The sequence below is a fragment of the Gemmatimonadales bacterium genome (genome assembly GCA_036279355.1).
GTDB lineage: Bacteria > Gemmatimonadota > Gemmatimonadetes > Gemmatimonadales > GWC2-71-9 > DASQPE01.
In genome coordinates this window covers 66,157-91,478 of record DASUJH010000020.1, presented here as the reverse complement: position 1 = coordinate 91,478, position 25,322 = coordinate 66,157, and the positions used below count along the sequence as shown (strand labels likewise).

The 25,322-nt window shown below is 71.3% G+C and carries 26 protein-coding genes; 14 read left to right on the top strand and 12 right to left on the bottom strand.

Annotated features, from left to right (window positions below):
• Window position 1 precedes the first annotated feature (1 nt).
• Genes purL through truA form a run of 10 tightly spaced genes read right to left on the bottom strand, consistent with a single transcriptional unit; the run spans window position 2 to window position 9,795 of the window.
• Window positions 2-2,326 carry a phosphoribosylformylglycinamidine synthase subunit PurL gene (gene purL / locus VFW66_04745; protein HEX5385989.1) on the bottom strand — a complete coding sequence of 775 codons (2,325 nt, stop codon included), beginning with the start codon at window positions 2,324-2,326 and terminating at the stop codon, window positions 2-4.
• Window positions 2,323-2,685 carry a zf-TFIIB domain-containing protein gene (locus VFW66_04740; GenBank protein HEX5385988.1) on the bottom strand — a complete coding sequence of 121 codons (363 nt, stop codon included), beginning with the start codon at window positions 2,683-2,685 and terminating at the stop codon, window positions 2,323-2,325. The genes purL and VFW66_04740 overlap by 4 nt, the downstream gene beginning before the upstream one ends.
• A complete protein-coding gene (gene purQ / locus VFW66_04735) occupies window positions 2,682-3,392 on the bottom strand; it encodes a phosphoribosylformylglycinamidine synthase subunit PurQ (protein HEX5385987.1) in 711 nt (236 codons plus the stop codon). Before purQ ends, VFW66_04740 begins: the two co-directional genes overlap by 4 nt.
• Window positions 3,392-3,643, bottom strand: a complete 252-nt coding sequence (purS, locus tag VFW66_04730) for a phosphoribosylformylglycinamidine synthase subunit PurS (protein ID HEX5385986.1) — start codon at window positions 3,641-3,643, stop codon at window positions 3,392-3,394. The genes purQ and purS overlap by 1 nt, the downstream gene beginning before the upstream one ends.
• On the bottom strand, window positions 3,640-4,527 hold the full coding sequence (gene pssA, locus VFW66_04725) for a CDP-diacylglycerol--serine O-phosphatidyltransferase (GenBank protein HEX5385985.1): 888 nt from the start codon (window positions 4,525-4,527) through the stop codon (window positions 3,640-3,642). The genes purS and pssA overlap by 4 nt, the downstream gene beginning before the upstream one ends.
• Window positions 4,527-5,159 (bottom strand): phosphatidylserine decarboxylase family protein, encoded by a 633-nt coding sequence (locus tag VFW66_04720; GenBank protein HEX5385984.1) that lies wholly within the window; start codon window positions 5,157-5,159, stop codon window positions 4,527-4,529. Before VFW66_04720 ends, pssA begins: the two co-directional genes overlap by 1 nt.
• A gap of 7 nt (window positions 5,160-5,166) precedes the next feature.
• The gene (locus VFW66_04715) at window positions 5,167-6,102 is read right to left on the bottom strand and encodes a phosphoribosylaminoimidazolesuccinocarboxamide synthase (protein ID HEX5385983.1); all 936 of its coding nucleotides are present in this window, start codon (window positions 6,100-6,102) and stop codon (window positions 5,167-5,169) included.
• A complete protein-coding gene (purB, locus tag VFW66_04710; protein HEX5385982.1) occupies window positions 6,099-7,538 on the bottom strand; it encodes an adenylosuccinate lyase in 1,440 nt (479 codons plus the stop codon). The genes VFW66_04715 and purB overlap by 4 nt, the downstream gene beginning before the upstream one ends.
• Window positions 7,535-8,986 (bottom strand): trypsin-like peptidase domain-containing protein, encoded by a 1,452-nt coding sequence (locus tag VFW66_04705; protein HEX5385981.1) that lies wholly within the window; start codon window positions 8,984-8,986, stop codon window positions 7,535-7,537. Before VFW66_04705 ends, purB begins: the two co-directional genes overlap by 4 nt.
• The gene (gene truA, locus VFW66_04700) at window positions 8,983-9,795 is read right to left on the bottom strand and encodes a tRNA pseudouridine(38-40) synthase TruA (protein ID HEX5385980.1); all 813 of its coding nucleotides are present in this window, start codon (window positions 9,793-9,795) and stop codon (window positions 8,983-8,985) included. Before truA ends, VFW66_04705 begins: the two co-directional genes overlap by 4 nt.
• Window positions 9,796-9,928: 133 nt before the next feature.
• Between truA and trpD the strand changes: the two genes are divergently transcribed.
• Window positions 9,929-11,035: an anthranilate phosphoribosyltransferase gene (gene trpD / locus VFW66_04695; protein ID HEX5385979.1), complete on the top strand. Its 1,107-nt coding sequence runs from the start codon at window positions 9,929-9,931 to the stop codon at window positions 11,033-11,035.
• Here trpD and lexA read toward each other — a convergent pair.
• Window positions 11,019-11,627: a transcriptional repressor LexA gene (gene lexA, locus VFW66_04690; GenBank protein ID HEX5385978.1), complete on the bottom strand. Its 609-nt coding sequence runs from the start codon at window positions 11,625-11,627 to the stop codon at window positions 11,019-11,021. The two genes, trpD and lexA, sit on opposite strands and share 17 nt — an antisense overlap.
• Window positions 11,628-11,701: 74 nt before the next feature.
• Here lexA and trpC point away from each other — a divergent pair, with 74 nt between their 5' ends.
• The 13 genes from trpC to VFW66_04625 are packed head-to-tail and all read left to right on the top strand — an operon-like array spanning window position 11,702 to window position 23,846.
• Entirely contained in the window at window positions 11,702-12,493 is a 792-nt protein-coding gene (trpC, locus tag VFW66_04685; protein HEX5385977.1) for an indole-3-glycerol phosphate synthase TrpC, read from the top strand.
• Between the two features lie 46 nt (window positions 12,494-12,539).
• Window positions 12,540-13,184, top strand: a complete 645-nt coding sequence (locus tag VFW66_04680) for a hypothetical protein (GenBank protein HEX5385976.1) — start codon at window positions 12,540-12,542, stop codon at window positions 13,182-13,184.
• A complete protein-coding gene (gene trpB, locus VFW66_04675) occupies window positions 13,162-14,364 on the top strand; it encodes a tryptophan synthase subunit beta (protein ID HEX5385975.1) in 1,203 nt (400 codons plus the stop codon). The genes VFW66_04680 and trpB overlap by 23 nt, the downstream gene beginning before the upstream one ends.
• Window positions 14,361-16,046, top strand: a complete 1,686-nt coding sequence (locus VFW66_04670) for a HEAT repeat domain-containing protein (protein ID HEX5385974.1) — start codon at window positions 14,361-14,363, stop codon at window positions 16,044-16,046. The genes trpB and VFW66_04670 overlap by 4 nt, the downstream gene beginning before the upstream one ends.
• Window positions 16,043-17,512 (top strand): HD domain-containing phosphohydrolase, encoded by a 1,470-nt coding sequence (locus tag VFW66_04665; protein ID HEX5385973.1) that lies wholly within the window; start codon window positions 16,043-16,045, stop codon window positions 17,510-17,512. The genes VFW66_04670 and VFW66_04665 overlap by 4 nt, the downstream gene beginning before the upstream one ends.
• Complete coding sequence (gene trpA, locus VFW66_04660) at window positions 17,505-18,299, top strand: tryptophan synthase subunit alpha (GenBank protein ID HEX5385972.1); 795 nt, start codon at window positions 17,505-17,507, stop codon at window positions 18,297-18,299. The genes VFW66_04665 and trpA overlap by 8 nt, the downstream gene beginning before the upstream one ends.
• Window positions 18,296-20,377 carry a methyl-accepting chemotaxis protein gene (locus VFW66_04655; GenBank protein HEX5385971.1) on the top strand — a complete coding sequence of 694 codons (2,082 nt, stop codon included), beginning with the start codon at window positions 18,296-18,298 and terminating at the stop codon, window positions 20,375-20,377. The genes trpA and VFW66_04655 overlap by 4 nt, the downstream gene beginning before the upstream one ends.
• Window positions 20,378-20,391: 14 nt before the next feature.
• Window positions 20,392-20,814, top strand: coding sequence for a 2-amino-4-hydroxy-6-hydroxymethyldihydropteridine diphosphokinase (gene folK, locus VFW66_04650; GenBank protein HEX5385970.1), 423 nt, complete (start codon window positions 20,392-20,394; stop codon window positions 20,812-20,814).
• Window positions 20,804-21,613, top strand: coding sequence for a 3-methyl-2-oxobutanoate hydroxymethyltransferase (gene panB / locus VFW66_04645; GenBank protein ID HEX5385969.1), 810 nt, complete (start codon window positions 20,804-20,806; stop codon window positions 21,611-21,613). Before folK ends, panB begins: the two co-directional genes overlap by 11 nt.
• Window positions 21,614-21,625: 12 nt before the next feature.
• Entirely contained in the window at window positions 21,626-22,480 is an 855-nt protein-coding gene (panC, locus tag VFW66_04640; protein HEX5385968.1) for a pantoate--beta-alanine ligase, read from the top strand.
• Window positions 22,477-22,851 carry an aspartate 1-decarboxylase gene (gene panD, locus VFW66_04635; GenBank protein ID HEX5385967.1) on the top strand — a complete coding sequence of 125 codons (375 nt, stop codon included), beginning with the start codon at window positions 22,477-22,479 and terminating at the stop codon, window positions 22,849-22,851. Before panC ends, panD begins: the two co-directional genes overlap by 4 nt.
• Window positions 22,852-22,866: 15 nt before the next feature.
• On the top strand, window positions 22,867-23,448 hold the full coding sequence (locus VFW66_04630) for an HD domain-containing protein (protein ID HEX5385966.1): 582 nt from the start codon (window positions 22,867-22,869) through the stop codon (window positions 23,446-23,448).
• On the top strand, window positions 23,412-23,846 hold the full coding sequence (locus tag VFW66_04625; GenBank protein ID HEX5385965.1) for a LytR C-terminal domain-containing protein: 435 nt from the start codon (window positions 23,412-23,414) through the stop codon (window positions 23,844-23,846). Before VFW66_04630 ends, VFW66_04625 begins: the two co-directional genes overlap by 37 nt.
• On the opposite strand, the gene VFW66_04620 is transcribed toward VFW66_04625, so the two are convergent.
• Window positions 23,847-25,229: a DUF4147 domain-containing protein gene (locus tag VFW66_04620; protein ID HEX5385964.1), complete on the bottom strand. Its 1,383-nt coding sequence runs from the start codon at window positions 25,227-25,229 to the stop codon at window positions 23,847-23,849.
• Window positions 25,230-25,322: the final 93 nt, after the last annotated feature.

The window sequence follows — 25,322 nt, the reverse complement described above, 5'->3', positions numbered from 1 at the left end:
GTCAGCTCCCCGCCGCGCGATCCACGTCGGCGTGAGCCATGCGCCGGGGAATCGCATCAAAGTAGATCCTTCGTAGCTCGGAAGAGACCCATGAAAACAAATGGCCGCCCACCCGAAGTTCCAGCGGGGCCCCGGGTTCGCCCACGGCTCCGACGGCGCGCGCGGGGACGCCGTGGCGGGCCGCCAGGGCCAGGAGCGCCTCGGCGCGTTCCGGAGCTGTCGTGACGATGACGCGGGCGCCATCCTCGCCATAGAGCAGCCCCTCCTCGGTGGCATCCGGGGCGTAGCCGGTGAGATCGACGGTTCCCCCCAAACACACGTCCGCGTACGGGCCGCCCATCGCCGCCTCTGCGAGGGCCACCGCGAGGCCACCATCGGAACAGTCATGGGCCGAGCGCAGCAGCGACCGAGCGGCGGCGCCCGCGAGCAGCCCCTGCAGGCGGCGCTCGGCCTCGAGATCCACCGCCGCCGGCCGGCCGCCCACGAAGCCGTACACGCTCGCCCAGTAGGCGGAGCCGCCGAGCACGCCGTGGGTGGTACCGAGCAGCACGATCGTGTCGCCGGCGCGACGAAAATGGCTGGGCACGCGCTCGGCGATCCGGTCGAGCAACCCCACCATGCCGATGACCGGCGTCGGGTCCACGGCGCCAGTGGGGCTCTCGTTGTAGAACGACACGTTGCCGCCGGTGACCGGGGTACCGAACGCGCGGCACGCATCCGCGATCCCGCGCGATGCCTCACGAAACTGGAAGAACACTTCGGGCTTTTCAGGGTTGCCGAAGTTGAGGCAGTCGGTAATGCCGAGCGGCCGCGCACCGGTACAGGCAACATTGCGGGCGGCCTCGGCGACCGCCGCCTTGCCCCCCTCGTACGGATCGAGCGCCACGAGCCGGCTGTTGCCGTCCACCGCGACGGCGAGCCCGAAGTCGGTACCGGGAACATTGAGGACGCCGGCGTCGCCGCCGGGCCCGAGCACCGTGGCGGCCTGAACGGTCGAGTCGTACTGCTCGAAGACCCAGCGCTTGCTCGCGATGGTCGGGTCGTCGAGCAAACGGGGCAGGGCGCCATGCAGATCGGTAATCGGCGAAGTCTGCGGCGCGGAGCTGCGGCGCGCGCGCGCAGCTTCACTCTCACGCGCCTGCGGGTAATAGAGCGGCGCGTCGTCCACCAGCGGCTGCCCCGGAATCGCGGCGACGACCCGGCCCTCGTGTCGCACGCGGTAGATCCCGTCGTCCGTCACCCGGCCGATGATGGTGGCCTCCAGCTCCCACTTGGCGCAGATGGCGATGATCGCGGGCACCTTGTCCGGCGTGGCCACCGCAAGCATCCGCTCCTGTGATTCGGAGAGCAGGATCTCGTACGGCGTCATGCCCGGCTCGCGCGTGGGCACGCGGCTCGTATCCAGCTCGACCCCGACGCCGCCGCGCGCCGCCATCTCGGCCGACGAGCTGGTGAGCCCGGCCGCACCCATGTCCTGGATGGCGACGACGAGATCGGCTCGGATCAACTCGAGGGTGGCCTCGAGCAGGAGCTTCTCGGTGAACGGGTCGCCGACCTGCACCTGCGGGCGGCGCGCTTCGCTCGCGGCGGACAGCTCCTCGGAGGCGAAGCTGGCGCCGTGAATGCCGTCGCGGCCGGTGCGGGACCCGATCGTAAGGAGAAGGTTGCCCGGCCCGTGCGCGCGGGCCCGCACCAGGTCGTCCTCCCGCAGTAATCCCACGCACATCGCGTTCACCAGCGGGTTGCCGGTGTAGCCCGGCGCAAACGCGACCTCCCCGCCGAGCGTCGGGATGCCGACGCAATTGCCATAATCGCCCACGCCGCGCACGACGCCAGCGAAGAGATAGCGATTGCGCGGCACGTCGAGCGGCCCGAAGCGCAGGCTGTTGAGCACGGCGACGGGGCGGGCGCCCATGGTGAACACGTCGCGGAGAATGCCGCCGACGCCGGTGGCCGCGCCCTGGTACGGCTCGACGGCCGACGGATGGTTGTGCGATTCGATCTTGAAGGCCACCGCCCAGCCATCGGGCAGGCGCAGCACGCCGGCGTTTTCACCCGGCCCCTGGATGACCTGCGCGCCAGTGGTCGGGAACGTCCGGAGCACGGGCTTGGAGTGCTTGTAGGAGCAGTGCTCGGACCAGAGGGCGCTGAAAATGCCGAGCTCGGTGAGGGTCGGTTGGCGGCCCAGCAGCGCGATGATTCGCGCGAACTCGGCCTCGGTCAGGTTGTGCTCGCGCACGACCTCCGGCGTGATCGGCCGCTCGCCGGGAAACGGTTCGGCCGCGAGCCCGGCCGGCGGTGCGGATGCGTGGGCTGAGCCGCTCACCGGCGGCGGGTGCTGCTCTTGACCGGCGCGCCGGCCGCGCGCGTCGGGGTGAAGTGCAGATTGGCGAGAAACTCGGCGAACACGCGGCTCACGACGTCCGGCTCGCGGTGGTGCGCATAGGTGTGCACGTCCTCCGCATCGAGCCACACGCCACCGCAGTGCGGGCAGGTCTCGATGTCCACGCCATGGAACTCCTGCGTCGTGAGATCGTAGCCGTCCTTCGGGCACTTCATGAAGTGGGAGTGGCGCGCGGCCGCCTCACGCTCGGCGATCTCGTGCTCGTGCGCCGCCTTGATCAGCTCCGCCTCGCGGCGGACGAAGTATTCGTTCTCGTTGCGACTGGGTTTGTCAACGCTCATGACACGCTCTCTTCCAGGGCGGACGGCCGGCGCCATGCTGCTATCGACGTAAAGAACCGGCGGCCGTCCGACTGGCCCATCCTCTCGTCGTCCCACGCGCGGTCGGGGTGCGGCATGATGCCCACCACATTGGCCGCCGGATTGCAGATTCCCGCGATGTCGCGGGCCGAGCCGTTCGGATTCGGCCGTCCCGGCACGCAGGCCACGTAGCGCAGCACGACACGCCCTTCGGCCTCGAGCGCATCGAGCGTCGGTGCATCCGCGACGAAGCGTCCGTCGCCGTGGGAGACGGGAAGCCGGATCACCTCGCCGGTCCGGAACGCCGAGGTGCACGGCGTGTCGCAGCGCTCCACCCTGAGGTCGACAGGCCTCGAGACGAAGGCGAGGCCGGCGTTCCGCACCAGCGCGCCCGGCAGCAGCCCGGCTTCGCAGAGGATCTGGAACCCGTTGCAGATGCCGAGCACGGCGCCGCCTTCGGCCGCGTGGCGCTGCACGGCCGCCATGATCGGACTGAAGCGGGCGATGGCACCGGAGCGCAGGTAGTCGCCGTAGCTGAAGCCGCCGGGGAGCACCACCACGTCGGCGCCGCCGAGGTCGGCGTCGCGGTGCCACACGAAATAGGCGGAACTCCCGCCGGCCTCGGCGCCGCGCAGCGTATCGTCATCGCAGTTGCTGCCGGGAAACCGAACGACGGCGACCCGCTGCATCAGGCCCCCTCGACAGCCACGGTGTAATCCTCGGTGACCGGGTTGGCCAGCAGGCGGTCGCACATGAGCCGGGCACGAGCCTCGGCCTCCGCGCGCGACCCTGCCGAGACGTCGAGCTCGATGGCCCGGCCCACGCGGACGGCGCCGGCGCCGGCAAAGCCCAGCGCCGTGAGCGCATGCTCGACGGCGAGGCCCTGCGGGTCGAGCAATCCGTCGCGCGGCATCACGCGCACGTGCACGCGGTAGGTCATTCGTTCGGCTCCTCGCGCCGGTCGCCCCACATGCGCCGGCGCTCGCGCGGCCGCTGCACCGGCTCGAGCCCCGCCGGCGGCGGGACCGCGGTCTGCTCGGCGTCGGGGCCTTCCGCTTCGAGGTCGCCGCGCTCCATGAGGCCCAGAATCAGCGCGCGCACCACGCCGAAGAGCATGTAGGCAAGGCCGAGCGGGAACAGAAACGCGTCGGGCGCAAGCAATCCGCCGACCAGAATGCCGACATGCACCGCGATGCCGAACCAGCCGCGCGCGCTGCGAATGCCGATTGGGGGGAAGCGCGGATATTTGACGTTGCTCACCATCAGGACCGACAGCAGCAGAATGAGGACGACGAGGCCCTGGTGCTGCAGGTCGAGGTAGGCGAGCGACGCCCGGTACCAGGGCGTCTGGCTGAACGGGTAGTACACGGCGAGCGTCATGCCCGCCGACGGCGAGGGCATGCCGGTGAACCAGCCCGGCGTCGCCGACTTGGTAGACGCGAGCACGTTGTACCGCGCGAGGCGCAACGCGACCGCCGAGACGTAGATGAAGGAGAGCAGCCAGGCGAACCGCCCGCCGGCGGCGAAGTCGAGGAAATACATGAGCAGCGCGGGCGCCACGCCGAACGAGATCACGTCGACCAGCGAATCCAGCTCCGCGCCGAAACGGCTGTGGGTTTTGGAGAGCCGCGCCACCCGGCCGTCGAGCATGTCGAGGATACCGGCGAAGACGATGAACCAGCCCGCCCAGCGGAAGTTGCCGTTGAACGCCGAGATGATCGACCAGAATCCGAAGAACAGGTTGCCGATCGTGAACGCGCTCGGCATGATGATGACGACCCGCCGCATGTCGGGCCGCGCGATGCCGCCGGGGCGGCGAGGCATCAGTTCCACCGGGCGACCGGCGTCACACCGACCAGCGTGCGGTCGCCCACCTGCACGAGCGGAGTGGCGGCCGCCTCGGGGAAAAAGACATCGACCCGCGATCCGAACCGGATCATCCCGAGGCGCTCCCCCTGGTGCACCGGGGTTCCGACAGGATCGTCCGTGACGATGCGTCGCGCGACCCAACCCGCGATCTGGCGGACCAGCAGCCGGCCATGCGCCGTCGCGAGCCCGATCGAGGACTGCTCGTTGTCCGCGCTCGATTTCTCCGCCGCCGCATGCATGAACTTGCCCGCGTTGTACTGGCGATACGTCACGGTGCCATCCGTGGGATATCGATTGACATGGCAGTCGAACACGTTCATGAAGATCGAGATCCTCGTCGCCGGCGCCGCGAGAAAGGCCGGCTCCTCGACCCGAATGACGCTCACCACCCGCCCGTCCGCCGGCGCCACGATCAGGTCCGGGCGCGACGCCCAGCGCCGCTCGGGATCGCGAAAGAACACCACGACCCAGATCGCGACGACCAGCCACACCACCGCCGCGAGCCACCAGCCGAGGAGCGCGAGCACGAGCAGGATGGCCCATGCTGCGGCGATGAACCATCGGCCCTCCGGCGCGATGCGGATCATGCGCCGCTCACGCACCGCGCTCGAGCTCCCGGCCGGTGAGCCGGCGGAAGGCTTCGAGGTAGCGCCGGCTCGTGGCGTCTACGACGTCGGGCGGCAGCGGCGGGCCCGGCGCCTCGCCGTTCCAGCGGCCGGTCGCACGCAGGGAGGCAAGGTAGTCGCGCAACGGCTGCTTGTCGAAACTGCGCTGCGGCCGCCCGGGCTCGTACTCGTCGGCGGGCCAGAAGCGCGACGAGTCCGGGGTGAGCACCTCGTCGATCAGAAGGAGCTCGCCGCCGGCGTCGACGCCGAATTCGAACTTGGTATCGGCAATGATGATGCCGTGCGTGGCGGCATGATCGCGACCGGCCATGTATACGGCAAAGCTGGCGTCGCGAAGACGGCGGGCCAGCTCGGCACCGACGGCGCTCGCGACCAAGGACGCGGTCACGTTCTGATCGTGGCCCGACTTGGCCTTGGTGGCAGGCGAGAAGATGGGCTCGGGAAGCCGCGCGCTTTGCACGAGGCCCGCGGGCAGCGGCTCGCCCGCGAGGGTGCCGTCATGGGAGTACTCGACCCACGCGGAGCCCGACAGATACCCGCGCACCACGCACTCGAACGGGATCGGCGTGGTCCGGCGCACCAGCATGGCGCGGCCGTCCAGCTCGGACTTGCGGCCGGCGAGTGCCGGCAGGCGCGCCACAATCTCGGCCGCCCCGGCCGTCACGTAGTGCGACCGCACCGCCGGCGCGGTGCGCGCACCGGCCAGTCGCTCGAACCAGAATGCACTGAGCTGGGTGAGCACCGCACCCTTGTGCGGGATGGTCTCCCCCATCACGACGTCGAAGGCGCTGACCCGGTCGCTCGCCACGAGCAGCAGATGGGCGGCGTCCACCTCGTACACTTCGCGCACCTTGCCGCGCCGGAGGAGGGGCAGGGGGAGCGCGCTCCGCGCGAGCATCGTCATACCCGCAGCTCCGCCGTGTCGGCCTCCGCGGCGAGCGCACGGACGCGCGCCAGGAGCGGTGCCAAGTGCTCGTCCAGGAACTCCGCCACCTGCTCGGGCGCGCGGCCGACGTAGCGCGAGGGGTCGAGCTCGGCGCGGAGCGCGTCGTGCGGCACCGCGCGGAATGCGGGGTCGGCAGCCAGGCGCGCGAGCAGGTCGTTCGCTTCGCCCCGGCCCATGGCCTCGGCCACCGGAAGGCTGTGCCGGCGGATCACCTCGTGGAGTGCCTGGCGATCGCCGCCCGCGCCGACGCCGAGCATGAGCCAGCGCTCTGTCGCCATGAACGGCATCTGGGCAGCGACGTGGGCGGCGATGACCGGCTCCCGCACCTCGAGCCCGGCCGCGACATTCGTCGCCAGGATGAGGATCGCGTCGGCCGCAAGAAAGGCCTCCGGGAGCGTGAGCCGCCGATTGGCGCTATCATCGAGCGTGCGCTCGAGCCACTGGGTCGACGCGGTCTGCGCCGCGTTCGCCTGGAGCGCGGTGACGAACCGCGCGAGCCCGCAGATCCGCTCGGCGCGCATCGGATTCCGTTTGTAGGCCATGGCGCTGGAGCCGACCTGCTCGCTCTCGAACGGCTCCAGCACTTCGCCCTCATGCTGCAGGAGCCGGAGATCGGTGGCCATCTTGGCCGCCGACTGTGCGACGCCGCTCAGCACATCCACCACGAGGCTGTCCTGCTTCCGGCCGTACGTCTGCCCCGTCACCGGCACCGTGTGTGCGAACCCGAGCTTCGACGTAACCAACCGGTCCAGCTCGCGCACCTTGGCACCGTCGCCGCGGAACAGCTCGAGGAAGGAGGCCTGAGTGCCCGTCGTGCCCTTGCAGCCGCGGAAGCGCATCGTCTCGATTCGATGGGCCACCTCTTCCACATCCGTCGCGAAGTCCAGCATCCAGAGCGTAGCGCGCTTCCCCACGGTCGTGAGCTGCGCCGGCTGGAAGTGGGTGTAGGCAAGGCAGGGCAGCGCGGCGTAGCGGCGCGCGAATCCCTCCAGGGCGCCAAGCACCGCGAGCAATCGCCCGAGCAGGAGCCGGAGCCCCTCGCGCATGACGAGGAGGTCCGCATTATCGGTAACGAACGCGCTGGTGGCACCGAGGTGGATATACGGCCGCGCGGCCGGCGCCTGGTCACCGAATGCGTGAACATGTGCCATCACGTCGTGGCGGAAGCGGCGCTCGTAGCGCGCGGCGGCGGCGAGGTCGGCGTCGTCCAGGTGCGCGCGCATCTCGGCGAGCGCAGCGTCGGGGATGGGAAGCCCGAGTGCGCGCTCGCTCTCCGCGAGCGCCAGCCAGAGCCGGCGCCAGAGAGCCACCCGGCGCGCTTCACCCCAGAGCGTCTGCATCGCGGGCGACGCGTAGCGAGTGCCGAGCGGGGAGCGCCAGCGCTCGTCGCTCATCGGAACACCAGGTCGGTGAAACTGATCTGCCCGTCGCGCTCGAAGTAGACCCGCACCGGCGTGCCGGAACGCGCGCCCAGCAGGCTCGACGCTTGGGACGCGCTCGAAACGAGCGTGCGGTTCACCGCGACGATCACGTCGCCCTCGTCGAGCCCGGTGGCCCGACTCGCGGCGGGCGAGATGCCGAAGATGAGCGCACCATGCTCGCTCTGCAGGCGACGCTCGGCTTGCACCGCGGGCGTCACGGTTACGAGCTGAAGACCACGCAGAACGGTGACCTTCTCGGCGGTGACGGTCGGGAGGTCGTCGGTGATGAGCCGGCGCGACGATGTCGCGCCCCCCTTTCGCACCGTGAGTGCCACGGTGTCGCCCACAGCGAGGTCGAGCTTCACCGCTTCCCAGTTGAGGTAGTTGCGCAGCCGACGGCCGTTGACGTCGACCAGCACGTCGCCGGGCCGGAGGCCCGCTCTCGCGGCCGGTCCGCCCGGCGCTACCGACGCGATGGTGACGCCGCCCACGCTCTTCCAGTTGGTCATTCCGCTCGGCCCGTCCACGTCAAGGCCGGTCCAGGCGCGCCGCACCTTGCCCGTTCGAATGATCTCGTCCGCCACGGCCAGCGCGCGCTCGATCGGAATCGCGAAGCCGAGGCCGATGGAGCCGCCGCTGCTCGAAAAAATCGACGAGTTGACCCCGACGACTTCGCCCAGCGCGTTGGTGAGCGGGCCGCCGGAGTTCCCCGGATTGATCGCGGCGTCGGTCTGGATCATGTCGAGGTAGAGCCCCGGCTGCTCGCCCGACGGCAGGATGTTGCGACCCGTAGCGCTCACGACGCCGACGGTCACGGTCGGCTCCGCGTTCCCCAGCAAATAGGCGAACGGATTGCCGAGCGCCACCACCCATTCGCCGATCATGAGGTCGGTGCTCCGACCCAGCGGCGCGGTGGCAAGATTGTTCCGGTCCACCTTGAGCACACCGATGTCGGTGACCGGATCCTCGCCCAGTACTCGCGCCGGCAGGTCGGTGCCGTCGGCGAGGGTGACGACGATGCGATCGGTATTGGCGACCACGTGCTGGTTGGTGAGGACGATGCCGTTCGGACGGATCACGAAGCCGGTGCCGTAGTCCTCCACGAGGCGTTCGGCGCCCTCGGGCACGAAGAACATGTCCCACGGGGTGCGCGGCGCGACGCGCTGGCGGGAAAAGCCATGGATGGACACGACCGCCGGTGCGACCCTCTCGGTCGCCTCGACCAGCGCGGTTCGCCGGCTCGAGCTGACGGCGGCCTGCGCCGGGACGGCCCCGGAAGGCGACGGGAGCGCGGCCTTCGCGGGCGGCGCGGCGGCCGATGCCTGGGCCTGTTCGATCGCTTGCCGCGCTGGTGCGCTGCGCGCCGCGGTGCCGAGCACCGCCGCGGCGGCGATTGCGATCGCGAGGACGCGGCGCCTCATGCGGAGCGGACCACGCGCCGCGCTTCGGCGCCGAGTTCCTGGGGCTCCGCATACCACTCGGCCGGATACGTGGCCGCGGCGAAGTAGAGTCCCTCCGGAGGTGCGGGTGGGCTGGTATCGAGATTGTCGTGCCGCTCGAGAAGCGCCGCCATATCGTTCGGGGGCCGCCGCCCGCGCCCGACGTCGGCCATCGTGCCGACGAGCATGCGCACCATGTGGTGGAGGAAGCGGTCCGCCTCAATGTGGAGCCGGACGCCGCGCTCTCCGGCGCGGGGTTCCCATTCGGCGAGGTGGATGCGGCAGCGGTAATGCCGCTTGGGAACGCCCTTGGCCGCGAAGGCCTCGAATTGGTGCTCGCCCCGGATGGGCTCGGTGGCTGCGCGCAGCAGGTCGAGATCGAGCGGCCGCGCGAGGGCCCACTCGAACCGGCGCCGAAACGGCGAGCGGCTGGCGTCGTCGGTTCCGATGTCGTAACGGTAGCGGCGGAAGGAGGCACTCTTCCGGGCGTGAAAGCCGGGCTGCATTCGCGCGACCGATTCGACCCAGCAATCAGAGGGGAGCAGCGCGTTGAGCGCGCGCCGGAGCGCGTCGGGAGTCCAGCCAGAGGAAAGGGTGGTGCTGACGCCGAGGCCGATCGAATGCACACCGGCATCGGTGCGGCCGGATGCGTGCGCTTCAACCGGCTGGCCGGCGAGCTGCTCCAGGGCCTTCTCCACTTCCGCCTGCACCGAGCGTCCGGAGGGCTGGCGCTGCCACCCCACGAACCGGCCGCCGTCGAAGTGCAGCACCGCGAGGAAGGTCTGGAGCATCGGGGCGAAATCTAGCCGCCGAGCGGCCCCCGAGCAAGGCGCGCAAATCGTTGTCACAATTGACAAAAGGCGCTGGTGCTGGGTACCATTTTCCGTCGGATTCCACCTTCATCCTCCCGACCCCGCGCGCGTCGTGACCCTGGCCTCATTTCCTGCCAAGTCCGCGTTGGCCCATGCGCTCCGGCAGTTGGCCGCCGGCGCGTCGCTCACGGCCGTCGAGACGGCGGCGGCGTTCGGCGTCGTGATGCGCGGCGAGGCGACGCCGGTGCAGGTTGCCGCGCTGCTGATGGGTCTTCGCGCCAAGGGCGAATGCGCCGAAGAGATTGCCGGCGCTGCCAGTGCGCTGCGCACCGCGATGGTGCCGTTCGCGACCGACCGCGCCGACGAGCTGGTCGATACCTGCGGTACCGGCGGCGGCAGCATCGGAACGATCAACGTGTCGACTGCGGCGGCCTTCGTGGTGGCCGGCACCGGGGTACCCGTGGCAAAGCATGGCAATCGGAGCTACACCTCGCGCTCCGGCTCAGCGGACGTACTGGAAGCTCTCGGCGTCGAAATCATGCTGCCTCCGCCGCGCGCGGTGGAGGTGCTGCGGGAGGTGGGGCTCGTCTTTCTGTTCGCGCCGAGCTATCACCCGGCAATGCGGCACGTGGCGCCTACGCGCGGCGAGTTGGGCGTTCCCACGATCATGAATCTCGTCGGACCACTGGCAAATCCTGGCGGGGTGCGGCGTCAGGTCGTCGGCGTGTCGGACCGGGCGCGAGCGCCGCTCGTGGCCGAAGCCCTCCGCAGTCTGGGCGCCGCGCATGCGCTCGTGGTGCACGGCCTCGTGGGCATGGACGAAATCAGTCCCTGCGGTGTGACCCTGGTCTGGGAGGTGCGGGACGGGCGTGTCGCCGAGTGGACGATCGAGCCCGCGGCGTTCGGACTCGCCTGCGATGATCTCACGCCCTTGGCGGGCGGCGTGCCGGCTGAGAATGCGATTCGCATCGAGCGCCTGCTCGGAGGCGGCGGAGGGAGCGCCATGCACCGTGCTGGCGGAATTGATCCGGCGCGCGCCGCCGTCCAGCTCAACGCGGCGGCGGCGCTCTATGTGGCGGGGCGGGGGCTCTCGTTCCTTGAGGCGGTGCGCTGTGCGGGTGCGGCGCTGGATGACGGGCGGGGGGCGGCGGCACTCGAGCGGCTGCGCGAAGCTGCCCCCGCGGTGCGCGCCGAGGCCGACGTCAGTATTTCCGAATGACGCCGACCACAACGCCCTGGATCAGCACGTCGCGCTCATGGAAGCGGAGCGGCTGCATCGTGGCATTGGCCGGCTGGAGCCGGATCCAACCGCCGGCCTCGCGGTAGAACTTCTTAACCGTGGCCTCGGCGCCGTTCACGAGCGCGATCACGAGCTCGCCATTTTCGGCGGACTGCTTACCGTGCACCACGACGAAGTCGCCATCGAGGATGTGCTCGTCGACCATCGAATTGCCGGCCACCTTGAGCGCGAAGTTGGGCCCGCGGCGGGGGAGCATGGCGTCGGGCACGGCGAGGGTTTCCTGCTGCATCAGCGCCTCGATGGGCGTGCCGGCGGCCACCTTGCCGAGCAGCGGAATCTCGGTGGCGACGGTGGTGCCGCGGGGCGGGAGCAGCTCGATGGCTCGGCTCTCGTTGTAAGCGCGGCGGATGTAGCCCTTCCGCTCGAGGTTGGTGAGGTGTTCATGAACGGTGGCGAGCGATTGAAAGCCGAACTGCTCGGCGATTTCCTCGAAGCTCGGCGCGAAGCCCTCGGCGCGAATGTGGCTTTGCAGGTACGTGAGGATTTCGCTCTGACGCTTGGTGAGCGGCATGCCGGCGCCTCCGGGTGCTGGTGCGGCCGAATAGGTCCCGAATAAGAGTACCCGAACACCAGCCGAAGGACAAGATGCCGGTCACGCTCGACGAGATCCTCGCCACGACGCGCCGCGGCTTGCCGGGGCTGCACGCGCGCGGCGGCGAGCTGGAATCTGCGGCGCGACGGGCGCCGGCGCCCCCTTCGCTCCGGGCTGCGCTCGGGGGCGGCTCGCGGGTAGCGCTCGTTGCCGAGGTCAAGCGGCGATCGCCCTCGGCCGGCGTGATCCGACAGGACCTCAAACCGCCGGAGCGGGCCGAGCGCTATGCGGCGGCCGGCGCATCGGCCATCTCGGTGCTCACCGATGAGCCGTTCTTCGGCGGCTCGATCGACGATCTCGCGGCCGTCGCGCGCCGAGTGGCAGTGCCGGTGCTCCGGAAGGATTTCATCATCGACGAGTTGCAGGTACTCGAGGCCCGCGCGCGCGGCGCCGCGGCGGTGCTGCTCATCGTGCGCGCGCTGCCCGCGGCGCGGCTCGCCGCGCTGATCGGATGTGCCGGCGACCACGGTCTCGACGCGCTGGTCGAAGTTCACACGCGCGCGGAGCTCGAGAGGGCGCTCGCGGCGGGCGCCACCGTCATCGGCATCAACAGCCGCGACCTCGACACCTTCCGGATCGATGTCGCCGCCGCGTGGGCGCTCATCGCGGCGGTGCCCGCCGAGCTCGTCGCCGTGGCGGAGAGCGGCATGGCGTCCGCCGCGGACGTCGCGCGCGCCGCGGCGGCCGGCGCGGACGCGGTGCTCATCGGGACCGCGCTCTCGGCGGCAGCGGACCCGGCGGCGCTCGCGGCTGAGTGCACGGCGATCGCACGGCGTGGGCGGTGAGCGCATCCGCTCCGATACGCACCCTCGCCGCACCGGGATGAGCGGCATGAGCGTCGAAGTGAAGATTTGCGGGCTCACTCGGCCCCAGGATGCGGCGGCGGCAGCGGCGAGCGGCGCGAGCTATCTCGGCGTCGTCTTTGCAAGCGGACCGCGCGTCGTAACGCCGGCTGCGGCGCGCGCGATCGTCGCGGCGGCGGATGGACGGCCCGTCCTCGGCGTCGTCGGCGCCGCCTCGGGCGACGAGATTCTTCGACTGCGGGATGCCGCGGCGCTGAGCGGAGTACAGCTCCATGGGGTGCACACGGTCGCGGACGCGGCACGTCTCCGGCGCGAAGGGCTCCTCGTCTGGCGCGTGGCGCGGGTTGCGGCGTGGGTCGACCTCGCCGCGCTCGACGGGCTGGCGGCCGAGGCGGACGCCGTGCTCGTTGAGCCGCGAGTGGCCCACGCGGACGGCGGCAGCGGCGTACAGCTCGGCTTGCCGGTCGCCCGTGCGGCGCGGGCCGCGCTCGCGGGGTGCCGCATGGTACTGGCGGGCGGGCTCACCGCCGAGCTCGTGGGCGAGGTGGTGGGGCTCGTGGCGCCCGATATCGTGGATGTAAGTTCCGGGGTTGAAATCCAACCTGGCATCAAGGACCCGCTTAAGATGGACCGCTTCGTGGAGGCAGCCCGTGGCTCTCGCCCCTTCGCCTGAGCGCGCCGTCGGCGGCCGCTTCGGGCCGTACGGAGGGCGGTATGTCCCCGAGACGCTGGTCGCGGCGCTCGACGAGCTGGCCGCGCTCTACGACGGCCTGCGGACGGACCGTGCGTTCTGGGACGAGCTCGACGGGCTGCTGCGCGAGTACGTGGGACGTCCGACGCCGCTCTCGGCCGCGCCTCGCTTGAGCGCAGAGGTGGGTGCGCCGGTGTGGCTCAAGCGCGAGGACCTGAATCACACCGGCGCGCACAAGATCAACAACACCGTGGGCCAGGCGCTCCTCGCTCGGCGGATGGGGAAGCGGCGCATCATTGCCGAAACCGGCGCGGGCCAGCACGGGGTTGCCACCGCGACGGTGTGCGCCCGCTTCGGCCTCGAGTGCGTGGTGTATATGGGCGCGGAGGACGTCGCGCGCCAGCGGCTCAACGTCTACCGGATGCAGCTCCTCGGCGCGACGGTAGTGCCCGTCGAGTCGGGGACGCGCACGCTCAAGGATGCGACCAACGAAGCGCTCCGCGACTGGGTCACGAACGTGCCGACGACCCACTACATCATCGGCTCCGTGGTGGGGCCGGATCCCTACCCGCGCATGGTACGCGACTTTCAGGCGGTGATCGGACGCGAGGCGCGGGCGCAACTCCTGGAGCGCGCGAACCGGCTGCCGCGGACGATCGTGGCCTGCGTCGGCGGGGGCTCCAACGCGATGGGGATCTTTTCGGCGTTCCTCGACGACCGCGCGGTCGAGCTGGTCGGCGTCGAGGCGGCCGGAGAGGGAATAGCGAGCGGGCACCACAGTGCCACGCTGAGTGCCGGGAGCCCGGGCGTGCTCCATGGCAGCCTGAGCTATCTCCTCCAGGACGCGGACGGCCAGGTGCTGCCGGCGCATTCGGTGTCCGCGGGACTCGACTACCCCGGCGTGGGCCCCGAGCACAGTTGGTTGCGCGACAGCGGCCGCGTGCGCTACGAATCCGCCAGCGACCGCGAGGCGCTCGACGCGTTTCAGCTCGTGGCGCGGCTCGAGGGCATCATCCCCGCGCTCGAGACCGCGCACGCATTCGCGTGGGTCATGCGCGAGCGGGGCCGCTGGGGCGCCGACGAGCCGGTGCTCGTCTGCCTGAGCGGCCGGGGCGACAAGGACGTGGCGCACGCGGCCGCGCTGCTCGGAGGGCCCCGGTGACGGCGGGCGTCCCATCGCCCGCGCTCCTGGTGCCGAGCCAGGTCGCGGAGCTCCTGCAGACGCTGGTGAAGGCATTGCGCGCCTTCCAGATGTATCTCCCGAACAATCCAATCCATCAGCGCGCGGTGCAGAACGTTCAGGCCGCGCTCGAGCCGGTGTGGGCCGCGGTGGATGAGCTGGTGCTCGCGGTGGGCGAGACCGACTTCCGCTGGGAGGAGGAGGTCGTCTACGAGCAGTTGAGCAAGTCCGAATGCCTCGCCTGGCTCCTGTACAAGGACGGCATGCGCGTGCTCACCATCCGCCGCGGCGCCGAGGCGGAGGAATTGCCACGCTTCCTGGAGACGATGAACCGCGTGCGCTTTCTCTCGCCCGACGCCGGCGACGACCTGATGACGCTGCTGTGGGAGCAGGAGTTCCAGTACATCCACGGGCAGTTCATCGACTTCCTCGGCGAGGGCGATGCGCTCGCGGCGTCGATGGAAAGCGCGGGCGCCGCCGAGCCGCCGCCGCCGGAGGTGCGGCGGGAGCAGGTGCGGGAAGAGGCGCCCCCGCGCCCCAAGGGCATGGTGGACATCGACGATTTCGACTCGACGCTCTACTTCCTGGATGAGGCGGAGATCAACTACATCTCCCGCGAGGTGGAGCGGGAGTACGCGCGCGACGTCCGGCTGCAGGCGCTCACCAGCCTCTTCGATCTGTTCGAGCTGCAATCCAATGCCGCGGCTCGGTCTGAAATACTGGACGTGCTCGACATGCTGTTCCCCAACCTGCTCAACAAGGGCGAGTTCCGAACGGTCGCGACGGTGATGCGCGAGACGCGGCTCGCGGCATCTCGCGCGGCCGAACTTTCGGCGGAGCACCGACAGCGGCTGCACAACTTCGAGACCCAGTTGAGTCAGCCGGCGATCGTGGCGCAACTCGTCCAGGCGCTCGACGAGGCGGCGCCCGCGGCAGGCGATGACGACGTGGTCGAGGTGCTGCGTGAGCTGCGCCCCGAGGCGGTCGCCACGCTCTTGGGCGCGGTGCCGAAGCTCGGCGCGGCGCCGGTGCGCGCGCTCCTGGAGCAGGCCATCGACCGCCTCGCCACGCAGCACCCGACTGAGGTGCTGCGTCTGCTGCGCGAGGGCGGCGACGAAACGCTCCCCGCCACGATCGCGCTCTGCGGGCGACTCCGCGTGCAGCAGGCCGTGCCGGGCCTCGGCGAGACGGTCGGGCACGCCGACCCCGCGGTGCGCCTCGCGGCGGTGCAGGCGCTGGCCGAGATCGCGAGCCCGGGCGCGCTCATCCACATCGATCGCGCCGTCGAGGATGCCGATCGCGGCGTCCGCCTCGCCGCGGTCCGGACCATCGCCGCGCGCGGCTACAAGGGCGCGCTCCGCCGGGTCGAGACCGTCGTGCTCGGGCGGGGCGTCAAGGACATGGACCTGACCGAAAAGATGGCGTTCTTCGAGGCCTACGGCGCGATTGCCGGGCCGCCGGCGCTGCCCGCGCTCGCGGGGCTTCTGCTGCCGCGCGGGCTGCTCAAGCGCAAGGAGCCGGCGGAAACCCGCGCCTGCGCCGCCATCGCGCTCGGCCGCATGCGCGGCCCCGAGGCCCGCGACATCCTGCTCCGCGCCGCGGACGACAAGGACCTCGTGGTGCGCAACGCGGTGAACCGCGCGCTGCGCGAGCCGGCGGCGTGACCCAACCGGACGGCGGCACCGCCCGCGCCCCGGACGCCTCGACCGAGGCGCGGCTGCGCCAGGCGGGGCGCGGCCTGCTCCTCGAGCTCTATGCGGCGCTACGCAGCCTCAAGCTCTACCCGGTCGAGAACGCCACCGTACAGAAGGCGCTGTACGATCTCCAGGCCTCGGCGGAAGCGCTGATCGCCTCCGAGGGTGAGCTCGAGGTACGGCTCGCCGGCGATTTCATCTTCGTCAACGCCACCCGGCTCCGCCTCGAGCTCGATAACTACGCGTCGTTCAGCCACCTGCTCGCGCTTTTCCGCGCGTTCGAGATCGGCGCGCTCCGGGTCGGCCGCGACATCGAGCGCCGCGAGTGGCAGGTCTTCCTGAGCCTGCTGCTCAGCCTGGGCGGCCGGGTGGCGAGCGAGGACCAGCTCGCCGAGCTGCAACAGCGCCTCGCGGCGGGCGGCGTGACCAACCTCACGCTTGACCGCGCGCTGCCGCACCAGGAGGGCCTGCAGGAGTCGGAGGAGTCGCGGCAGGTGGCGCGCCGCACCTACTCGCAGGGCGTGGCGGTCACCAAGGACGTGATCACCGGCGTCCGGCTGGGCCGCACCACCAGCGTGAAGCGGGTCAAGCGCGCGGTCCAGATGATCGTGGACCAGGTGCTCAACAACGAGACCTCGCTCATGGGTCTCACCACCATCCGCGACTACGACGAGTACACCTTCACCCACTCGGTGAACGTGTGCATCTTCGCCATCGCGCTGGGCAAGAAGCTCGGCTTTTCCCGGCTGCAGCTCTACGATCTTGGCATGACGGCGCTGCTGCACGACGTCGGCAAGGCGCGGGTTCCGATCGACATCCTCAACAAGACCAGCGGTCTCGACGACCGCGAATGGCACGTGATGCAGGCGCACCCCTGGCTCGGCGCGCTCACGCTCTTCGGCCTGCGCGGCTACGAGGAGATTCCGTACCGATCGATCCTGGTGGCGTACGAGCACCACATGAAGAGCGATCTCTCGGGCTATCCCCGCGCCATTCGGAACCGAGAGCTGAGCCTCTTCTCGCGCATCGTGGCGGTGGCGGACGGCTTCGATGCGGCCACCACGCGGCGCAGCTATCAGACCGTCCCCATCGAGCCCGACCAGGTGCTCCGCGAAATGTGGGAGAACCCGCGTCGCGGCTACGACACGGTGCTGGTGAAGGCGCTGATCAATCTCATCGGCATCTACCCGGTGGGCACGTGCGTAATCCTCGACACGTTCGAGGTGGCGCTTGTCGCCGCGTCCAACCCCGAGGGCACCGCGCTCAACCGGCCGCTCGCGCGGATCGCCGTTTCGGCGGACGGCGCGGCGGTACCGCCGCCGGGCCAGCCGGTCAACCTGGCCGAGCGGACCGCGGGGGGCGCCTATGTGCGCTCGATCGTCAAGGTCACGACGCCCGCCCGCTACGGCATTACCGTCGGCGACTACTTTGTCTGACTCCCGTCTCGATGCCGCGTGGGCGGCGTTGCGCGCCGACGGCCGCACGGCGCTCATCCCGTATCTCACCGCCGGCCACCCCACGCCTGCGGCGAGCGTCGCCGCACTCAGAGCGGCGGCCGAGTGCGCCGACGTCATCGAGGTGGGTGTGCCGTTCAGCGACCCGCTCGCCGACGGGCCCACCATCCAGCGATCGACGTTCGAGGCCCTCGCGCAGGGCATGACGCTACCGAAGACGCTCGACCTCATTGCCGAGGCGGGGCTCGAGCGGCCCGTCGTGCTCTTCAGCTACGTGAACCCGGTGCTGCGCTACGGAGTCGAGCGACTCCTGCGTGATGCCGACGCGCTGGGCGTCGCGGGCCTCCTCCTCACCGACCTTCCCGCGGGCAGCGATCCGGGCATCGAGGGCGTGGTGCGGCGAAGCCCGCTCGACCTCATTCGCCTCGTGGCGCCCACCACGCGCGCCGAGCGCCTCGCCGACGCGGTGGCGGGCGCGGCGGGGTTCGTGTACCTCGTGGGCCGCCTCGGCGTGACGGGCGCGAGCGACGCGCTCGCCGCCGAGTTGCCCGCCTCCATCGCGCGCGTGCGGAGTGCCACGACGCTGCCGGTCGCGGTGGGCTTCGGGATCTCGACGCCGGCGCAGGCGAGCACCGTGGCGGCCCTCGCCGACGGCGTCGTGGTGGGAAGCGCGCTGGTCGACGCGCTGGGCCGCGGCGGGGTGCGCTCGGCAGCGGCGCTGCTCCACTCGCTGCGCGAGGCGATCGATGCGCGGGAGCGGGTTTCATGAGGATCGGCATCGCACGCCTCGTGACCCGGTACGCCGCCTGGCTGTCCTGGGGGGGCACCGTCATCGCCGTACTCGTCCTCGCGACCGATCCGCACTGGCTCCAGGCGCCCCTCGCGGTGCTCGCGATCGCCGCGCTCGTCGTCGTGGTGCGCGCCCGCCCGATCCGGCTGAGCAAGTATTCCTACCTGACGCAGACCGGCGTTGCAGCCCTGGTCGGCGGGCTCGCCCTGGGCGCCGGGCCGGCGACCCTCGGGCTCGGCGTCGGAACGCTCATGGCGGACGTGGCCATTCTCCGGAAGCCGTGGCGCGCGGGGTGGGTCAACGCGGGGCGCGAAGTGCTCGCCTTCATCGCGGCATTCGGCTTCTATGCCGTGGTGTACCGCGCGACGGGGGTGGTCGATCTGTCGCTCGACTTCCTGCCCGCGGCCTGCGCGTTCGTCAGCATGTATTTCTTCACCAGCCGGGCGCTCTTCTACTTCACGCTGCTGGTGCGGGACAAGCTGGAGACGGCGGAGCAACTGTTGATCCTGCGGTGGGAAATCATCTCCTACCTGCTCACGCTCATCGCCGTCGTGGTGCTGATCGCCGCGCTGCATTTGCTCGATCCGCCCGGGTGGCTCGCGGCGGGGCTCGTGCTGCTCGCACTCGGCGTGCTCACGCGACGCATCGTCGAAGAGGCGATCTCGGCGGAGGACCTCAACAAGGTCCACCAGCTCGAGCGAACGATGCTCGGCAACCTGCGACTGGCCGATACGCTCGCCCAGATCGAGCGGCTGGCGCACCGGCTGCTCGACTGGGGCGATTTCCGGATCTACCGCATGGAGGAGGGTGGGCCCGCGCTCACCCACCGCGGCGAGTTCGGCCGGCCCGCGCGCGGGGAGCCGCCGCCCGCGCTGGAGCAGCTCCGGCGTAAGGTGCTGGCCGGCGGCGATCCCGTGCTGGTGCGCGACACCCAGCGAGACCAGCGCGTCATCGGGAACGTGCCGAGCGTGCGGAGCCTGATCGTCTATCCGATCCGGTTCGGCGACGAAACGCTGGGGACCCTCGAGGTGGAGCACCACAAGCAGCGGACCTACGGCGAGCGCGACCTGCTCACGATGGGCACGCTCGCCGGCCATGTCGCCACCGCGATCCATATCGCGGAGCTCCGCCGCCCGCTGGTGAGCACCGTCGACCAGATCGGTAACCAGATCGCGGAGCTCGCCCGGGTCACCGAGTCGCTCCGGACCACGGCGGCCGCGCTCGCCGCGGCGTCCCTTGCCATGCGGGACGGGATCGCCGAGCAGAGCGCCTTCGCCGCGAGCGGCCTCGAGGCCACGACCGCGCTCGCCGCGCTCTCGCACGGGATGGCGGACGAGGGCCGGCGCTCCGCCGAGGCGAGCCGCCGCGCGACCGCGGTGGCCGGTGAGAACCGCGCCGTGATCGCGACCGCCGTGGCGCGCCTCGTCGAGCTCAAGCGGTTCGTCGGCGCGAGCTCGGCGCAGGTCGGCGCGCTGGGTGACGTCGCCCAGCGGGTCACCGGATTTCTCGGCAGCATCCGCGAGATCGCGGACCTCACCAACCTGATCGCGCTCAATGCGGCCATCGAGGCGGCGCGCGCGGGGCGCGACGGCCGCGGCTTTGCCGTGGTCGCCGACGAGGTGCGGCAGCTCGCCGCGCAGACCCTGGATGCGACCCGGGAGAGCGCGGCGCTGCTTGCGGCGATGGCGTCGCAGGTGGGGACCGTCTCCGCGCAGATGGCCGAAGGGCAGGGCGCGGTGGCCGACGTCGAGGAGCTGGGCAGCGCCGCCGCCGCCGCGCTCGAGGCCATCCTCCAGGCTACCGGCGAAGCCGGCGCACGCGCGGAGCAGATCGCCACGGGGGCGGAGCGGCAGCAGAGCGCCTGCGACGAGCTGCGCGCGCGCATCGAGCGGGTGGCGGCGGAATCGTCGCGCGCGCGCGAGCGGAGCGACGCGCTGGCCGCGCAGGCGAGCGAAGCCGAGCGCGGCCAGGTGGACCTGGAGCGCGCCATTGGCGAGCTCGAGTCGGTGGCCGCGCACCTGCAAGGCATCTCGCGCCACTTCGCCGTGGGCGCGTAGCGTGGGCGCGTAGCATGGCCGCGCCGCGCGAGCGAGTCTACGTGGCGCTCGGCAGCAACCTCGGCGACCGCGCCGCTCACCTCGCCGCGGCGCGTGCGGCGCTCGGGCGGCTCACGGACACCACGCTCGTCGCTGCGTCACGCGCCGAAGAGACGGCGCCGCTCGGCGGGATGGCGCAGCCCGCGTACCTGAACCAGATGGTGCTGCTCGAGACGGCACTCGCGCCCCACGAGCTGCTCGCGGAATGCCAGCGCATCGAGCGGGAGCGCGGGCGGGTGCGCGGGGAGCGCTGGGCTCCCCGCACGCTGGACCTCGATATCGTATGCTTCGGCGAGCGCCATATCGCCGATGGGGCGCTCACCGTGCCACACCCCGGACTGGCCGACCGCGACTTCTGGCGGCGGGAACTCTCGGAGCTGAGGTCGCATGAGCCCTGATCGCCGCCCCCGGACCGTGCTCGACCTCGTGGCGATGAAGGCCGACCGCCGCAGGATCGCCATGCTCACCTGCTACGACGCGGCCTTTGCGCGGCTCATCGGGCCTGAAGTCGACGTGCTGCTGGTGGGCGACTCGGTGCAGCAGGTCGTGGCCGGACACGATTCGACGCTGGGTGCCACGCTCGAGCAACTGATCTACCACGCGGACGCGGTGCGGCGCGGAAGCCCGGGGTCGCTCGTCGTCGTGGATCTGCCGTTTCTGAGCTATCAGGTCTCGATCGAGGACGCGATCCGGAACGCCGGCCGCGTGCTGCAGGCCAGCGGCGCGCAGGCGGTCAAGCTGGAAGGCGGCGCGCCGATGGTTCCGACGGTGCGGGCGCTGGTCGAGCGGGGCGTCCCGGTGCTGGGCCACCTCGGCCTCCTTCCGCAATCCGTCCACGCGCTCGGAGGCTATCGCGTGCAGGGCCGCGATCCGGAGCACGCGGCGCGCATGCTGGAGGACGCCCGGGCGCTGGAGACGGCGGGCGCGTTCGGTGTCGTGCTGGAGCTGGTGCCGGCCACGGTGGCCGCGCGGATCTCCGGGAGCCTCACCGTGCCCACCGTCGGCATCGGCGCCGGGGGCGGGTGCGATGGCCAGGTGCTCGTGCTGCACGACATGCTGGGTCTCAACGAGGCGTTCAATCCCAAGTTTCTCAAGCGCTACGCCTCGCTTGGCGAGACGGTGCGCGCTGCGGCGCGACAGTTCGCCGCGGAGGTGCACGAGGGCAGCTATCCCGGCCCCGAGCACAGCTTCGAGTAGGCGGGGCTCCGCGTGGACACGCTGAGCGCGCCATCCGCTCTTCGGGCCCGGGTGGAGGCGGAGCGCGCCGCGGGACGCCGCATCGCGCTGGTGCCGACGATGGGTGCGCTGCACGAGGGCCACCTCGCGCTGGTGGACGAGGCGCGGCGTCGCGCCGACGTCGTGGTGCTGAGCCTCTTCGTGAACCCGCTTCAGTTCGCGCCCGGCGAGGACCTTGCGCGGTACCCCCGCAAGCTGGAACGGGACGAGGCGATGGCCCGGGCCCGCGGGGTGGATGTGCTCTTTGCGCCGAGCGCGGATGCGCTCTATCCGCCGGGGTTCGAGGTCCATGTCGTGCCGGGCGAGGCCGCGTTGCGCTGGGAGGGCACGGTGCGGCCGGGCCACTTCATCGGCGTGCTCACGGTGGTCGCCAAGCTCTTCCACCTGGCGCAGCCCGACGTGGCGTGCTTCGGCCAGAAGGACATCCAGCAGGTGACGCTGGTGCGACGGATGGTCCGGGATCTGGATTGGCACCTCGCGATCGCGGTGGTGCCCACGGTGCGCGAGGTCGACGGGCTCGCGATGAGCAGCCGCAACGTGTTCCTGAGCGCCGAGACGCGGCGCGAGGCGGTCGCGTTGCCGCGGGCCCTCTTCGCCGCGCGCGATGCCTGGAGCCACGGCGAGCGCTCGGCGTCCGCGCTCACGGCGACCGTGCAGGGGGTGCTGGCTGCTTCACCCGAGATCAGGGTCGACTATATTGCCGTCGCGGAGCCGGAGGCGATGCGGCCGGTGGAGGTGGCCGAGCCGGGCACGATCGTGGCGGCGGCCGTGCGGATCGGCGCCACCCGGCTCATCGACAATGTGATTCTGCACGAGGGCTATCGATGATGTTGCGCCGTCTGATGAAATCCAAGATCCACCGCGCCGCGATCACCGCGTCCGATCTGCACTACGAGGGATCGCTCACGGTGGACGAGGAGTTGCTCGAGGCCGCCGATCTCGCGACCTACGAGGAGATTCAGGTGGTCAACGTGAACAACGGCACCCGCTTCTCGACGTACGTGATCCCGGGCCCGCGAGGATCGGGGGCCGTTCAGCTGAACGGCGCGGCCGCGCGGCTCGGGCTGCCCGGCGACCTCGTGATCCTCATTGCCTACGGCAGCTTCAGCGAGGCGGAGGCTGCGCGGCACATGCCGCGCGTCGTGTTCGTTGACGAGCGCAATCGCATCGTGCGCCCGCCGCTCCGAGCGGAGAGCTGACGGCCCGTCCGCTCGGTGACCTTGGCTCCCGCCCCCCAGCCCGGCCTGCGGCCCACGCTACCTTCGTGGGCCGTTTGCACACCTGAGCGCCTGGGGCATATTGGGCGCGTGGCCGAGCTGGTGGCCGGCTGGACGGAGGCGATGGGGGTCCCCGACTCGGAGCGCCACCGGTGGCTTCGGGCCGTGTGGTTGCACGATGCGCTGCGGGACGCGCCGCCGGCGGAGCTCGACCGCTGGGCGCCGGGCACGCCGGGCCCCGCCGAGCTCAAGCACGGTCCGGCGAGCGCCGCGCACGCCAAGGCGGATGGAGAGCTGGACCGCGGTGTGCTCGACGCGGTCCGGTATCACTCGATTGGGCTCGCGGAGTGGGACATGGTCGGGCGGGCGCTCTACTGCGCCGACTTTCTCGAGCCAGGGCGCGCGTTCGACCGCGAGGCGAGGGCGGAGCTCGCGAATCGGTTTCCCACGGCGCCGGCCGCCGTGCTCCGCGAGGTGGCGCGCCGGCGGCTCGCGCACCAGGTCGCCTCGGGCTGGCAACTCCTCGAACCCACCATCCGGTTTTGGAACTCGCTCGTCGCCACCTCGCCGTCGCGCTGATTGCCGCCGGCGCGCTCGTCGCCACCGCCGCGGCGCTCGCCGCGTTGCGTCCCCGCACCGAGCAGGCTGCCAGCCATGCCTTTCCGGTTCCTCCCGCCGATGATCGCGTTCTGGTCGAGGTGTTGAACGGCACGAACCGCCCGGGTCTCGCCCGCGCGGCCACCCGGGCGCTGCGCCGGCACGGGCTCGACGTGGTCTTCTTCGGCACCACCGATTCGGCGGGACGGGTGGACAGCTCGCTCGTGCTGGTGCGGCGGGGCTCGGTCAAAGCCGGCGCGCGGGTGGCCGGTGCGCTCGGTGCAGGGAAGGTGCTGCTCCGGACGGATACGCTTCGCCGGGTGGACGTGAGCGTGATTGTGGGCGAGGACTACCAGCCGCGGGGCCCACTGCACCCCTAGCTACGCCAATCCGAACACCACGTCCATCACGTTCGTGCCGGTGAGGCCGGGCCGAAGCAACGCGCCCGCCGCATCGAGCGCGGGATAGGCGTCGTGGCGCGCGAGGTCGCGCGCCGGGTCTCGGCCGGTCTCGCGGATCGCCTCCCAGGTATCTCCGTCTACCACCGCGCCCGCAGCGTCGGTGGGGCCGTCCCGGCCATCGGTGCCGGCCGCGAGGATCATCGGTCCCTGCGCGCCCGCGCCGTCGTGGAGCACCTCTGCCGCGGCGAGCGCCAGTTCCTGGGAGCGGCCGCCGAGTCCGGCACCAGCGCCGAGCGTCACCGTCGTTTCACCCCCCCAGATGAGACAGGCCGGTTTGAACGCGTTCGGTTGCGTCGGGGGACCCGCGCGGTAGCTTAGGCCGTACGCCTGGAGTGTGGCGGCAATCACGCGCCCGGCGTCCGCGGCCTCGCCTGCGAGCGCGGGCCGCATGATGGACGGTGTCAGGCCCAGCTGGACGGCGCGCGCCGATGCGGCCTCGAGCGCGAGGCGATTGCTCACGATGAGCTGCGTCTCGACCGCGGCGAAGGCGGGGTGATCCGGCTTGGGGGTCTCGCCCGCCTGCCCCCGCTCGGTGGCCTCCACGCCGAATCGAAGCGAGGCCGGCATCCGGTGCCAGAGGCGCGCGGATTCGAGCGCGGCGCGGACCTCGGCGGCCGTCGTCGGGTCGGGGACGCAGGGGCCCGAGGCAATCGACGCGAGATCATCGCCGATTACATCGGAGACCACGAGCACGCGTACCCGCGCCGGCGCGAGGGCCGCGGCGAGCCGGCCGCCGCCCCAGCGGGAGAATCGCTTGCGGATGCGATTCATCGCGGCGATATCGAGGCCCGACCCGAGCAGGAGGCCGTAGAGGGCGGAGAGCTCGCCGGGTGCGATGCCCTCCACCGGAGCGCCGAGCAGGCTGGTGGCGCCACCGGAGAGCAGCACCCATGCTTCGTCTTCCGGCGCTACCTGCCGGGCGACGAGCGCCAGCGCATCGGCGGCGGCGAGCGAATTCGCGCCGGGCTCCGGGTGGTCGCCGGGTGTCACCGCCATGGACGCGTGCGGAGTAGCGCCCGGTGCCGGCGGCACAGCGAGGCCGCCGGCAGGTTCGAGCCCGTGGGCTCGGAGCGCGGCGACCGCCGCGTCCGCCATCGGCAGCGCCGCCTTGCCGAGCGCGAGCAGCCAGATGCTCCTGCCGGGCTCAGGCGCGCCGTGGCGTTCGCCGGGCAGGTGCTGGCCGAGCAGGCGATCGACGGCGCGGCGCACCGCCGGGCCGGGCGCCGCGGCAGCGACGGCGGCGGCGTACAGATCCTCGAGGAGGGCGCGGCGGCGAGCGCGGTCGAGATCGATCGGCGTCACGAGTCCTGCCGAGTGGTGGAGTGGAGGCTGGTGCAAACGGCAGTGCTTGCACAATATACATGGCGTTGCAAGCTTAATCGGGCACATGACGGG

Excerpts from the sequence above, each read along its gene's own strand:
- VFW66_04740 (HEX5385988.1), bottom strand. The coding sequence starts at position 2,685 with ATGAGCGTTGACAAACCCAGTCGCAACGAGAACGAATACTTCGTCCGC.
- purQ (HEX5385987.1), bottom strand. The coding sequence starts at position 3,392 with ATGCAGCGGGTCGCCGTCGTTCGGTTTCCCGGCAGCAACTGCGATGAC.
- purS (HEX5385986.1), bottom strand. The coding sequence starts at position 3,643 with ATGACCTACCGCGTGCACGTGCGCGTGATGCCGCGCGACGGATTGCTC.
- pssA (HEX5385985.1), bottom strand. The coding sequence starts at position 4,527 with ATGCCTCGCCGCCCCGGCGGCATCGCGCGGCCCGACATGCGGCGGGTC.
- VFW66_04720 (HEX5385984.1), bottom strand. The coding sequence starts at position 5,159 with ATGATCCGCATCGCGCCGGAGGGCCGATGGTTCATCGCCGCAGCATGG.
- VFW66_04715 (HEX5385983.1), bottom strand. The coding sequence starts at position 6,102 with ATGACGATGCTCGCGCGGAGCGCGCTCCCCCTGCCCCTCCTCCGGCGC.
- purB (HEX5385982.1), bottom strand. The coding sequence starts at position 7,538 with ATGAGCGACGAGCGCTGGCGCTCCCCGCTCGGCACTCGCTACGCGTCG.
- VFW66_04705 (HEX5385981.1), bottom strand. The coding sequence starts at position 8,986 with ATGAGGCGCCGCGTCCTCGCGATCGCAATCGCCGCCGCGGCGGTGCTC.
- truA (HEX5385980.1), bottom strand. The coding sequence starts at position 9,795 with ATGCTCCAGACCTTCCTCGCGGTGCTGCACTTCGACGGCGGCCGGTTC.
- lexA (HEX5385978.1), bottom strand. The coding sequence starts at position 11,627 with ATGCCGCTCACCAAGCGTCAGAGCGAAATCCTCACGTACCTGCAAAGC.
- trpC (HEX5385977.1), top strand. The coding sequence starts at position 11,702 with ATGCCGGTCACGCTCGACGAGATCCTCGCCACGACGCGCCGCGGCTTG.
- VFW66_04680 (HEX5385976.1), top strand. The coding sequence starts at position 12,540 with ATGAGCGTCGAAGTGAAGATTTGCGGGCTCACTCGGCCCCAGGATGCG.
- VFW66_04655 (HEX5385971.1), top strand. The coding sequence starts at position 18,296 with ATGAGGATCGGCATCGCACGCCTCGTGACCCGGTACGCCGCCTGGCTG.
- folK (HEX5385970.1), top strand. The coding sequence starts at position 20,392 with ATGGCCGCGCCGCGCGAGCGAGTCTACGTGGCGCTCGGCAGCAACCTC.
- panB (HEX5385969.1), top strand. The coding sequence starts at position 20,804 with ATGAGCCCTGATCGCCGCCCCCGGACCGTGCTCGACCTCGTGGCGATG.
- panD (HEX5385967.1), top strand. The coding sequence starts at position 22,477 with ATGATGTTGCGCCGTCTGATGAAATCCAAGATCCACCGCGCCGCGATC.